The sequence below is a fragment of the Streptomyces sp. NPDC033178 genome, assembly GCF_055577685.1.
Window position 1 is genome coordinate 353446 of record NZ_JBVIPT010000004.1, and the last position, 12554, is coordinate 365999.

At 71.0% G+C, this 12554-nt stretch carries 10 protein-coding genes; all 10 read left to right on the forward strand.

The features are described from left to right. Positions 1-9 precede the first annotated feature (9 nt). The 10 genes from ACZ5VQ_RS12295 to ACZ5VQ_RS12340 all read left to right on the forward strand — a co-directional run bounded on the left by ACZ5VQ_RS12295 (position 10) and on the right by ACZ5VQ_RS12340 (position 12290). Positions 10-348 carry a hypothetical protein gene (locus tag ACZ5VQ_RS12295; RefSeq protein ID WP_469104801.1) on the forward strand — a complete coding sequence of 113 codons (339 nt, stop codon included), beginning with the start codon at positions 10-12 and terminating at the stop codon, positions 346-348. Position 349: 1 nt separating this feature from the next. After that, positions 350-2122, forward strand: a complete 1773-nt coding sequence (locus ACZ5VQ_RS12300) for a B12-binding domain-containing radical SAM protein (RefSeq protein ID WP_469104802.1) — start codon at positions 350-352, stop codon at positions 2120-2122. Positions 2123-2143: 21 nt separating this feature from the next. Next, complete coding sequence (locus tag ACZ5VQ_RS12305) at positions 2144-3037, forward strand: multinuclear nonheme iron-dependent oxidase (protein ID WP_469104803.1); 894 nt, start codon at positions 2144-2146, stop codon at positions 3035-3037. Beyond that, positions 3034-3885 (forward strand): hypothetical protein, encoded by an 852-nt coding sequence (locus tag ACZ5VQ_RS12310; protein ID WP_469104804.1) that lies wholly within the window; start codon positions 3034-3036, stop codon positions 3883-3885. Before ACZ5VQ_RS12305 ends, ACZ5VQ_RS12310 begins: the two co-directional genes overlap by 4 nt. Beyond that, positions 3882-5288 (forward strand): MFS transporter, encoded by a 1407-nt coding sequence (locus tag ACZ5VQ_RS12315; protein ID WP_469104805.1) that lies wholly within the window; start codon positions 3882-3884, stop codon positions 5286-5288. Before ACZ5VQ_RS12310 ends, ACZ5VQ_RS12315 begins: the two co-directional genes overlap by 4 nt. After that, a complete protein-coding gene (locus ACZ5VQ_RS12320) occupies positions 5285-6718 on the forward strand; it encodes a hypothetical protein (RefSeq protein WP_469104806.1) in 1434 nt (477 codons plus the stop codon). The genes ACZ5VQ_RS12315 and ACZ5VQ_RS12320 overlap by 4 nt, the downstream gene beginning before the upstream one ends. Before the next feature lie 9 nt (positions 6719-6727). Further along, complete coding sequence (locus tag ACZ5VQ_RS12325; RefSeq protein ID WP_469104807.1) at positions 6728-7699, forward strand: JmjC domain-containing protein; 972 nt, start codon at positions 6728-6730, stop codon at positions 7697-7699. A 144-nt stretch (positions 7700-7843) separates the two neighbouring features. Continuing rightward, positions 7844-8815 carry an intradiol ring-cleavage dioxygenase gene (locus ACZ5VQ_RS12330; protein ID WP_469104808.1) on the forward strand — a complete coding sequence of 324 codons (972 nt, stop codon included), beginning with the start codon at positions 7844-7846 and terminating at the stop codon, positions 8813-8815. Between the two features lie 221 nt (positions 8816-9036). After that, positions 9037-9459 (forward strand): hypothetical protein, encoded by a 423-nt coding sequence (locus ACZ5VQ_RS12335; protein WP_469104809.1) that lies wholly within the window; start codon positions 9037-9039, stop codon positions 9457-9459. Between the two features lie 680 nt (positions 9460-10139). Further along, positions 10140-12290 carry an MMPL family transporter gene (locus ACZ5VQ_RS12340; protein ID WP_469104810.1) on the forward strand — a complete coding sequence of 717 codons (2151 nt, stop codon included), beginning with the start codon at positions 10140-10142 and terminating at the stop codon, positions 12288-12290. Positions 12291-12554: the final 264 nt, after the last annotated feature.

Below are 12554 nucleotides of genomic sequence, written 5' to 3' on the forward strand. Positions count from 1 at the left end.
AGCCCGTCGATGCTGCGCATCACCTCGGAACTGCCCTACTTGGATCAGGCAGGTCATGTCTACGTGCCGCTCGCCGGACCGGCACGGTCCTGTCTGAAGCTCAACCGTCACGCCTCCCGCATCTGGCGCGAGGCCCTGCGCCGCCCCGTGGACCTCGACACCCTGCCCGAGCCCGACCGCGACTTCCTCCTCGGCCTCACCCGGAACGGCGTCCTGCGCGCCGCGCCCGCACCGGCATCCGCGACAAGGCCTGCGCCCGCGTCGGCACCCACGACACGGCGCGCATCCACGTCAGGGCCGGCGTCAGCCTCAGTGCCCGCGCCCGCGTCCCCGTCCGAGGGAGCCTGAGATGGGCACGCTGACACGGCCGGCCATCGCCTTCGTCAACCCCTCGGTCGGCTTCTCGGACCGCCGCAAGTCCAAGCCGATCGGGCTGGCCTACATCATGGCCCACCTGGAGAAAGCCGGATTCCCCAGCGCGGGCTTCGACTTCGGGGACTCCGAGGACGACGCCGTCGAACTCGCCGCGCACTACGGCCTCGACCGCTTCGACGTCGTCGGATTCTCCGTCTACAACGAGTCGTTCCGCGCGGCGATCGCCATGGCCGAGTGGATCAAGAACCGTAGACCGGAGTGCCTGATCGTCCTCGGCGGCCCGCATGCCACCGCCGTGCACGAACACATCATGCGCCGCTACCTCTGCGTCGACGTCGTGGTCCGGCGAGAGGGAGAGGAGGCGATGCTCGATCTCGTACGCGGCCTGGACGTGGGCGGGGATGGGGATGCGAGCGGTGGTGTGGACGCCCGGGCCGGGCAGGCCGGGCAGGCCGGGCTGACCGGGATCAAGGGAACCACCTGGCGGGCGCCCGACGGCGGCGGCCTCCTGGTCAACGAGGACCGGGACTTCGTCCCCGACCTCGACCAGATCCCGTTCCCCGACGCCGAGTTCACCTCGCACTCCGGCTACCCCGACCTCACGTACTACGACGAGGTGCAGGGCCGGCTGAAGGCCGCGCTGACGATCTGCAGCAGCCGCAGCTGCCCGTACAACTGCTCCTTCTGCGGTGTGCTCACCATCGGCCGCAAGTACCGCTCGCGCGAGGCGGAACGCGTCGTCGCCGAACTGCTCCACTTCCGCGCGCGGCACGGCGTCAACTACGAGCACGTGTACTTCAGCGACGCCAACTTCTTCGTGTCGCCGACCCGTGCCCTGGAGGTCGCCGAGGCGCTGTACGAGGCCGATCCGCAGGTCACGTTCAGCTTCGGCACCCGGGTCAACCAGATCCTCAAGGCCGCCGAGGTGCTGCCCCGGCTCAAGGAGTGCGGGCTGCGGTTCATCGAGCTCGGCATCGAGTCCGCCTCGGAACCGGTCCTCGAACGGCTCGCCAAGCATGTGAAGCCCGAGGTCAACGTCGCGGCCGTACGGCTGCTGAAGCGGCTGGGCATCGAGATCTCCCTCGACTTCATCATGCTGGACCCGGCCACCACCCTGCCCGACATCCGCGCCAACCTGGAGTTCCTGCGCGAGGCCGGCTTCTACGACTACGTGCCCCACGACCACCTCTACACCGCACTCGTGCTCTACGAGGGCACACCGATCCGGGACTTCTACGCCCGGCGGTTCGGCGTCGTCTTCGACCCGGACGATCTGCCCAGCCCCTTCACGCTCTTCGAACTGCCCGAGGTGCAGAGGTTCAGCGACACGCTGCGGGCCTTCCGCAAGCAGTGGCAGGACCGGATCGACGGCGCTCTGGCGCAGGGGGAACTCGCGCTCGCCTCCATGGCCGACGGTTCGGACGGCTCCGACGGCTCCGACGGTTCGGACCTCCCCCGTGAGTCGCACGCCCGGCTGCAACTCGACGTGGTGTCGCTGCGGCACGCGCCCAACCTCTTCATGGAACGGCTGCTGGAGGACGCCGAAGCCGGATTTCCACTGCTGGACGAGGGCGGAGACGAGGTTGGAGACGAGGTTGGAGGCGGTGGCGGACTCGAAGCGCTGCTGCCCCGTCTCGGGTACGACCACGTCCATCTGCACGACCTGATCGAACGCACCGAGGCCGTCGCGCGGGAGGCAGGCTTCGCGCAGGCCCCGGGCGCCGCCGCCCCGCACGGGAGGGACTAGCGCATGGCAGGGACCGACCACATGCCCACAGCAGTAAGCACGGGGACCGCGATCCCCGAACTGGGTCCGCCCGGTGTCCACGGGATCTGCTTCAGCTGCGACTCGATCAAGGACATGGACATCGCCGAGGAGACGGCGACCAGGCTCGGCTCCACCGCCACCTGGTACAGCGTCGGTGTCCTGGCCACGGACCAGGAACTCGCCCTGCGCTGCGCGGAGTTCTGCCGTCGGCACGGGCTGCACGCGCTGTTCCACCCGCTGGACCTGGACGTGTGCGGCACCGACCCGCTCGACGACCGGCTGCTGCGCATGCTCGGCGAGCGTGCCGGCGAACTGAACTCGCCCTGGCTCAACATCGACCTCGCGATGTGGGTGCGCGAGGGGGAGACCCTGCTGGAGTCCCTGGTGCCCATGCCGCTCGTCGACGAGGCCGTCGACTGGGCGGTGGACCGGATCAAGCACGCCCAGGACGTCATCGGCCGCCCGCTGACCATCGAGAACGCGCCCTACCCGTTCGTGGTCGGCGACCGGGACATCCTCACCCTGATGACGCGGATCGCGGAACGGGCCGACTGCCTGATGACCATCGACGTCGGCCACCTCTACGGACTGCGGGTCCAGCGAGGCCTGCCACCGGTGCTGCCGAGCGACGACGACATCGCCTGGGACCGGGTCGTCGAGGCCCACATGAGCGGCACGTTCGTCCGCCGCTTCGAGGGCGGCGTACGCCTGGTCGACGACAAGCACGACTGGCCGGTCAGCGACGAGGTGTGGGAACTGGCCGACGCGCTGCTCCCCCGCGCACCCCATCTGCGGTCGGTGATGGCCGAGGCGGAGGGCATGACCGCCGACGAACTGACCGACAGCGTACGGAGATTCGCCCGCCGGGCCGACCACTGGTGGAGTGCCTCATGACCCTCGACACCTTCGATGTCGGTTCAGGAGTCGCTCTCGACTACGTCAGGGTGACCGACACGACCTGGCGCGTCCTCAACGCGACCCCGAGGCGGCGGGCCGAACTGCTCGCCGAACTGCCCCCGGCCGAGCGGGCCGTCGTCGCCGAGGGCACCAGGGGACCGGGCTTCGACATGGAGCAGGCCCGGCGCCGCAAGACCGTCGCCAACGTGCTGAACGTCAGCTTCCCGGTCACCTTCTTCGCGTACTACGGCCGGACCGGCGCGGAAGGCCTGCACACCTTCCTGGACAGCGAGTTCTGGCAGCGGCGGCCCGCCCAGCCCGGTTCCGTGTTCCCGCCCGCGGCCACCGCGTCGGCCGCCTTCGGCGGATTCCTGCGGTCCACCGACTGGATCACCCGCCAGGAGGACTGGGTCGGCGAGGCCTTCGCCTTCGAGGACGCCTACCTCTTCGGCCGGGCCACGGTCGACACGCGCCAGTGCCGCGGAGGCTCCCCCGGCCGCCCCCGTCTGGTGCCCGGCGCCTGGACCGCCGAGGCCACGTTCGACGTCCCCGCGTACGGCAGGCTGCTGCGCGAGCGGGGCACCGTGGACCCGTGGCCCGAGGCGCTGCTGCTGGTCAAACGCCGTCCCGCGCCGCTCGCCGTCGTCTCGGTGCCGATCTCGGTCCCGGCCGGCGAACGCATCCGCCGGGTACGGCTCACGGGTGACACCGTCGCCGCGCTGCGCTGGCTGTGGGACGCCGACGTGCCGGTGCCCGAGGACGCCTCGGGAACGCCCACCTACGCCAAGGCGGTCGGCGCCGGACTGGTGGACGGCGCCAGACTGGTGGACGGGGCCGCTCAGTGACCTCTGGGACCTCTCGCGGCCCGGAAGACGAGAACGCGAGCCCGGGTCCACCGCGGCCCGCCGCCGACCAGGACCCGGCCGGCCACGTCAGCCCAGCCGACCCCGTCAGCCGGGCCGACCGCGTCCGCCGCGGCTATCTGTTGGTCTCCGGTCTCGACTACTTCGCCGACATGCTCCTCACCGTCACATCCGTCCTGCTGCTGCAGTCGCTGGGCATGGGCTCGGGCGCGGTGTTCGCCCTGATCGCCGCGGTGTGGATCGTCGAAGGGGTCTCCGAGATCCCCACCGGCATCCTGGCCGACCTGCTCGGCAGGCGCGCCTCGGTCGCGATCAGCTTCGTCCTGCGGGCGGTCGGCTACAGCGCCCTGTTCTTCAGCGGCAGTGTGTACGTCGCCGCCGCCGGAGTCCTGCTCTCCGCGCTGGGCGGCACCTTCGCGTCCGGGGCCCTGGAGGCCTGGGCCGTGGACGAGACCGGGGCCAAGGACCCGCGCGGCCTGGACCGGCTCTTCGCCCAGGGAAAGATCGCCGAGAACGCCGGCCTGGTACTCGGCACCCTGACCGGCGCCGCACTGGGCACGCTCGACCTGGCGCTGCCCCAGATCGTCGCGGGCCTGACCTGCGCACTGGCGGCCGTACTGTCCCTGCGGCTCATGACCGGGCGCCCGGATCGGGACCGACCCCCGGCCGCGGACCGACCCCCGGCCCCGCGGCGCCGGGAAGCCTTCGCACCACGGCTGCGGGAATCGTTCGGCGAGGTCATGACCGGGACCCGGCTCACCCTGCGGGGCGACAAGGTACTGATCGCCCTGATCCTCGCCGCCGCACTCCTGTGGCTGTTCCGGGGCATCCCCGGCGTCCAGTGGACGGTCGTGTACGAGGGACTCGTCGGCGGAAATCTGCTGGTGCTCGGCGCGATGCGCAGCGTCGGCTCCCTGCTGGAGATCCCGCTGCTCGGCTGGACCCTGAGCCTGCAGAAACGCCGCGCGTCCGCACGCCGAACCGTTATCGTCACCGCGTCCGCGGCCGGTGCTCTCGCACTCGTCTGCGCCGCCTCCGTGAAGGAGCCGGCCCTCTCGATCGTCTGCTACGTGTGCTTCTCCACGGCGTTCGGCCTGTGCATGCCCGGCGTGCGGGCGGCCATGAACGAACGCATCGACAGCGGGCACCGCGCCACCGTCCTGTCCGTGGCCTCGCTGTTCAACAGCCTGTTCACCGGTGGCGGCCTGATCCTGACCGGACTGGCCGTCGGTGACCTCGGCAGCACCGCCCTGGCCTGGCCGCTCGCCGCCACCGGGTTCGGTGTCGCGGGCCTGTGGGTGGCCTCCCTGGCCGTACGCCCGGGGACGGCATCGACCACCTCTACGACCGGATCAACCGGGCCTCAGGAGGTGCGCGCGCCATGACCGCGGCCGTGCCCGACGCAGTACACCCCGGCGTACCCGACGCAGTACACCCCGCAGGATCCGACGCCGTATATGTCGTATATGTCGAAGACCTGCTCGCGGACCTCCAGCTGGAGCGTGCCGGGCTCCCCGGCCGCGACCCGGTCCCGGCGGCCCGGCGCGCCCGGCAGGCCGCCGGTGAGCTGGACGCGCTGGGCCTTTCCCGGTTCGTCGCCGAGCTCCTGGGCCAGACGGCCCCCGTGCCCGCCCCCGCGGCCGTACTCGATCTGGAGGTGGACGAGGAGGGCCGACGGGCCTCGTACGAGGTCTGGTGCGCCGAGGCCCGCGAACTGACCGACGAGGTCTGGTGGTGGCTGGCCGAGCGGCGCCGTGCCGCCGGTGAACGCCCCTGGTGGTGCGGCGAGTCGGCGTTCCCGCTGCCCCACGACTCCGTACGGCGGCTCGCCGAGGTGACGGTTCCGGTGCTGGACCTGTCGGAGATCGCCGCCGCCTGGGCCCGCCCGGCCGGGCTGCGCGGCAGCGCCACCGCCGAGTACAACTGGCGCTGGCTGCTGCTCGGCAAGGGCGTGCTGGGGCCGTCGGGCGGGGTGTCCGGTGGTGCGTCCAGCGAGGCGCCATCCCCGTTGCCCAAGCTGAACGAGCTGATCACCCTGCTCGTCGGCCGGGCGCGGCGGCGCGGACTGCTGCCGCTCGCCCACCAGGTGAAGGTGTTGCGGCGCCCGAACACCCCGTCCATGGTGATGCCCGTACGGCTGCCCGGTTCCTCGCTGCTGTCCCTGCCGACCGCGGTCACGCCGGTGACGGTCCAGTACCTGCTGCACGAGCTGGCCCATCTCGCCGAGCACGCGCTGCGGCCGGCCGACGCCCCGCTCGTCGAACGGTGGACGTTCGATCCGCTGCGGTCGGAGGGCTGGGCCCTGCTGCTGGAGCGGCTGGCGGGATCGACCGCGTTTCTCGCCCGGCTGGGGATCGACGAGGAGACCGCCGCGGTCCTCGCCCGTTTCTACGCCGAGGAGGAGCGCTTCAGCCGCGGCCTGATGGCGGCCGACCTGGCACTCGACGCGGACCTCGCGGGCTGTCGTACGTCGGCCGAGGCACTGGAGGCCGCGTCGGCCGTGGCCACCGCCACCGGACTGGGGTGGGCTCCTGAACTCCTCCTGCTGCGGCAGACCCGCGTCCTGCACTGGCGCTCCTACCTCGCGGGGTACGCCTGGCGGGACACCGTCCGCGCCGAACTCGACTCCCGTTTCTGCGGGGGTCAAGGAGAAGGCGACGGCTGGGCGGACCGGGACGAGGCCTGGGCGCTGCTGCGGAGCGCGCTGGCCCGAACCGGCCCGGCAGGATCCGCCGCGGGATTCCTGGACGCGCTGCGGCTTCCCGAGCCGGCACCACGCACGCACCGCACGCACCGCACGCCCCCGACCCCATGAGGAGGCTCGATGACGACGACCGAGACGGTGACCGGGATAACTGGTGAGAAGGCGGGCCGTGCGGTGACCGGGACGGCGACCGGCCCAGTGGTCAAGGCGACCACCGGCCCGCGGGACGGGCTCCGACTGCTCTGCCGTGACCCCCGTACCGCGGACGACCTGCCCTGGGGCGAGGCACACGCAGTCTTCGACGCCGCGCCGGAAGTCGCCGCGATCGTGTCCCGGCAGGACCTGGAGGACTGGCTTGACTGCAGCCTGCTCCACTACCCGGTGCTGAACGCGATGCGGGGCGGCACCCCGGTGCCGCCCGAGGCGCTGACCAGGGTCATGCACGTGTCCGGCGACCTCCGGGCCGGGTACGTGGACGGGGCGAAGGTCCGCTTCCAGCTGGCCGCCGGGGCCACCGTGGTCGTACAGAACCTGCACGAGTGGCACCGCCCCGCCCAACACCTGTGCCGTCGCCTGGCACAGCTGTTCTCGGCCAAAGCGGGAGCCGTGGCGTTCTGGACGCGGGCGGGGGAGGACGGCCTGCGCGTCCACCGCGACGACGGCCACCTGTTCGTCGTGCAGATCTCCGGGACCAAGCGCTGGTATCTGTACGACACCCCGCGCGACGCGGCCGACTGGAGCCCCGGATACGTCGAGGACCTGGCGAGCGCCCGGACCGTCGACCTGGGGCCCGGCCAGGTGCTCTATCTGCCCGAGGGCATCGCCCACCACACCCGCACCCTCGACACGGAGTCCGTGCACGTCACCGTGGCGATCAGGGAACCCCGGCTGCGGGACATGGTCGAACTGGCCGTAGGCGCCTGCCTCGCGCGTATCCCGGACCACGCCACGCTCTCCGGGACCGCGGCCGAGCGGGAGGAGACCGCGGACGAGCTCCTGACCCGGCTCGCCGAAGCGCTCGGGCGCGTGGACCGGGCCGCCCTGGTACGTGACCTGTCGCGCCGCGCGGCGGAGACCCGTGGCAGCCGCTGAGGCGCGGAACTCCGGTCGCGTGCCGCAGGGTCACGTTCGTGAGAGGTACGTCTGCGATCGATTCGCGCCACGTTCTTCATGGACACAGCAACCCACAGTCCGTGCCCACGCCCTTGACAGTCTTCTTACCTAACTTCCCTGTCCATGACGGGAATCCAAGGAAACCAAACAGCCCAAGGTCCGAAACACAAGCGGAACGTGACGCGCCGAAAGGTCGTCGTGGCAGGTGGCGCGGCAGTCGCCGCGGTGGGCGTGGGCGGCACGATCGCCGCGACCGCGAACGCCGGCCAGACGACGAAGGGCGCCTCGCCGACCGCCTCCTCCACCTCCTCGGAGACGTGCTACAAGCTCACGTCGGAGACCACCGAGGGCCCGTACTACATCGACGCGGACAAGCTCCGCCAGGACATCACCGAGGACCGGGAGGGCATCCCGCTGACCCTGCGCCTCAAGGTGATCGACAACGAGACCTGCAAGCCGATCAGAAACGCCGCCGTCGACATCTGGCACTGTGACGCGCTGGGCCTGTACTCCGGGTACGAGGACTCCTCCTCCGGCGGCGGTGGCGGCACTCCGCCCAGCGGAACGCCCACGGACGTTCCGTCCGGTACGCCGACCGGTGCCCCGCCGGGTGGCGGCGGTGGCGGCCACCAGGAGCCCACCGACGACAAGCGCTACCTGCGCGGCACGTGGAAGACGGATAAGCAGGGCTTCGTCACCTTCAAGACGGTCTTCCCGGGCTGGTACCAGGGCCGCTGCGTCCACATCCACACCAAGGTGCACGTCAGCGGCACCTGGACGGACGCCGGCTACGAGGGCGGGAACACCTGCCACACCGGCCAGTTCTTCTTCGACGAGGAGTCCGTCCTCGCCTCGGCGGAGGTCGAGCCGTACTCCACGTCGACGACCGAGCGCACGACGCTCACCGAGGACACCATCTACGACCAGTCCGGCACGGCCGGCGGTCTCCTCAAGCTCAAGTACAAGAAGAACGCCATCGCGAAGGGCGTCGTCGGCACCATCACCATGGGCGTCGACCCGGACGCGACCCACGAGGGCACGGACGACTCGGTGCAGCCGGGTGCGTCGGCGTCGGCGTCGGCCTCCGCCTCGTAGTCCGCTTCGGCGTGCCGACCGCAGGGCGGGCCCGGGGAGTGGGACCCCGGGCCCGCCCTGCCCGTTCGGCGGCCATGGATCGGCAATGTGTGGGCATCTGATCAGGTGGCGCACAGGATTCTCGTCGGAGACGCACAGCGGCAGGGAGTCTCATGGGTCGTGCGGGATGAGAACCTCCCGCAGGAGACCGGCAGCGCCGGAGGAGACCACCGGAGGAGATCATGGGATTCGCCGTGCTGCTCGCACTGCTGCTGATCGTCGGGGCGGTGGCCGTGGTCGTCGTACAGCGGCGGTCGAACGGCGCGGGCGCCATGTCAGACCTGGACGCGGAGGCCGAGGCCAACCGCTGGGTGGTCCGGCTGGGCGGCAGCCTGTCCGACTTCACCGCCGGCGCGCGCGCCGACCGGACCGCGGCCCGCGAACTGTCGGCCGCCGCTGAACGCCACCGCACCGCCCGCCACCAGTTGGCCACCGCCCGCACCCCCGCCGAGTACGCGGTGGTGACACGCACGGCCCTGGAGGGCATGCACCACGTCCGCGCGGCCCGCACGGCGCTGGGCATCGCCCCGCCCCCGGGCCTGCCGTCGGCGGGGCTTCCGCCCTCGGTCCAACGCCGGCACCACAGAGATCACGTCCGGACGTAACCGGATCCCGTAACCGGATCCCGTAACCGGATCCCGTAACGAGATCCCGTAACGACATCCAGTCCGGACCTGGTGAGGCGACGCCCGACGTTCCGCTCTCAGCTTGTTCTTCAACCTGAGTGTTTCTTGCGTTCTTGAAGCGTGGTGCCCCGTTTGGTGGTTCTGCCGACGTCGTAGCGGTTGGCGGGCCGACGGTTCTTCGAGCCGGGTGGGCGTCCGGGACCGGCAGTGGTGGGTTCCGGCGCACCGGCCGGTCGGGGGGGGCTTCGCGCGGAGGTTGCGAAACCTACGCGGCGACCATGAGCCAGGTCCACCGGTCCGCAGCGCGGGGGTCGCGGAGCCTCGGCACGGTCAAGTGCCTTCCAACACCGGCAGATCACCGTCGTGGTCCAGCCACGATGTCACGCCGTGGATACAAGACCGGGCGCCCGCCGGCACCTGCCCGAGTGCCTCTGACCGGGATGTACGGCGCGGTGATCTCCCACTCGGCATCCGAGGTGTCCGACGGATAGCCGCGCGGACGATTCACCGCGACGCACCCACCCACAAGACATCGATGATCAACATAACCATCTACAACGGACGCCGGTTACTTCACGGGCTCTAACGGTCGTCTCAGGTCCGCTCGTTAGGAAGTAGGCATCAGACAAGCGATGTAACCCGTATGTAGGAGGCTAGTGATGGCAGTCGACGCAGCGCCGTCCGGGGAAGCGCCGGCCGGTCGGTTGGCAGGCCGGTGGGTGCCCTGGTTGGTGATTGGCTTATGGCTGGTGCTGGCGGCGGGCATGGTGCCGCTGAGCGGAAAGTTGAGCTCGGTCACCACCGACAGCGCCGTAGACACCCTGCCGGCCAGTGCCGAGTCCACCAAGGTGGCGGTGCTGGACGACAGTCTCCCCGGCGGTGACGACAACACGTTCGTCTTCGTGTACCACCGCGCCGGCGGCATGACCGACGCCGACCGCGCGACGGTCGAGCGCCACTACAACACCCTTGCCAAGCGGTACCCGCCGAAGGCGACGGCGGCGGCCGGCGAGGACGACGAGGGCTCACCGACGAGTCCCTCCACCGACCGCAAGGCGATGATGTTCACCCTCGAGGTGGGCACGGCCTACGGCGCACCGGAGGACATCGTCGGCCCGTTGCGTGACGCCGCGAAGGACCGCCCCGCCGGCCTGGAACTCGACGTGACCGGCCCGGGAGCGATCGACGGCGACATGGATGCCGTCTTCGACGGCATCGACGTGCAGGTCCTCCTCACCACCATCGTCGTCGTCACGCTCCTGCTCATCCTCACCTACCGCAGCCCGGTGTTGTGGATCATCCCGCTGGTGGCCGTCGGCGCGGCCGCACTGACCTCGATGGGGACCGTCTACCTGCTCGTCAAGGGCTTCGGCATCGTGGTCAACGACCAGAACTCGGCGCTGCTGACGATCCTGGTGTTCGGCGTCGGCACGGACTACGCGCTGTTGCTCATCGCTCGATATCGGGAGGCACTGCACCACCATGAGAACGTTCGGGTCGCGATGGTCCACGCGCTGCGCGGCGCGGCGCCGGCCATCGTCGCGTCCGCGGCCACCGTGGTCGCCGGCCTGCTCTGCCTGCTCGTCGCGGACCTGAACAGCACCAGCGGGTTGGGCCCGATCGGTGCGGCCGGCATCCTGTGCGCGCTGGTGGCCATGCTGACGCTGTTCCCGGCGGTGCTCGTGGTGCTCGGCAGGCGGATCTTCTGGCCGGCCGTTCCGCGGTTCAGCACGGCCGTGGAGGAGAAGCCGGGGCTGTGGGGACGGCTCGGCACCGCCATCAGCCGCCGCCGGTGGGTGGCGACGCTCGGCTCGCTCGGAGTCCTCGGCGTGCTCGCCCTCGGGCTGGCGGGCAACACCGGCGCCCTGCGGGAGCAGGACCAGTTCCTCTCCGCGCCGGAGTCGGTCACCGGCTTCACCGTTCTCCGCCAGCACTTCCCGGAGCTCGGCGGCCAGCCGATGACGATCTTCACGCGGCCGGCGCACCAGGAGCGGGTGCTCGACATCGTCAAGGACACTCGCGGTGTGGCCCTGGCCGTCCCGGAGCAGACCAGCGGTGGCTGGGCCAACATCTCCGTGTTCCCGAAGGACGCGCCGGACACCGTCGCGGAGTACGACACGATCAAGCGGGTGCGCACCGCCGTGCACGCGGTGAGCGGGGCGGAGGCGATCGTCGGCGGGCCGAGTGCGGAGAACCTCGACACCGAGGTGACCACCAGGCGCGACGAGAAGCTGGTGATCCCGCTGGTGCTCGCCGTCGTCCTGATCGTTCTCGGGCTGCTGCTGCGCGCGATCCTGGCCCCACTGGTCCTGATGGCCACCGTGATCGTCTCGTTCGCCGCGGCCTTCGGCGGCAGCGTGTTCGTCTTCGACACGATCCTCGGGTTCAAGGGGATCGACTATTCGGTGCCGCTGCTGGCATTCCTGTTCCTGGTGGCGCTCGGCGTCGACTACAACATCTTCCTGGCCAGCCGGGCCCGGGAGGAGACGGTGCGCCTCGGCACCAGAGAGGGCATGCTCAAAGCCCTCTCCGCCACCGGTGGCGTCATCACCTCGGCAGGCCTGGTCCTGGCGGCCACGTTCGCGGTCCTCGCCACACTTCCGCTGGTGATGCTGATCGAGGTCGGGTTCCTGGTCGCCTTCGGCGTGCTGCTCGACGCCCTGCTGGTGCGGTCGGTCCTGGTGCCCGCCCTCACCCTGCTGATCGGCCGGCGGATCTGGTGGCCGAGCCGGCTGTCCCGTCCAGTGGCGGAGCTGCCGGACGGTCAACAGCTGCTCGCCGACGACGAGGAGCCCGCGCTGCAACGGTGAGCGCGGCGGCACGGACGAGATCCGGGACGGGGATCCAGACCCGTCCCGGATCTTTTCATGGGCCCGACCGCCGCCGCCCTTTGGTCCTGCGCCGTGCGGCCGGGGCTGGGGTCGGCGCACCGGGGTGTCCTGCCCCGACGGTGAGCCGCGCGGGCCATTGCCCGAGGGCCGCCGCCCTTTGGTCCTGCGCCGTGCGGCCGGGGCTGGGGTCGGCGCACCGGGGTGTCCTGCCCCGACGGTGAGCCGCGCGGGCCATTGCCCGAG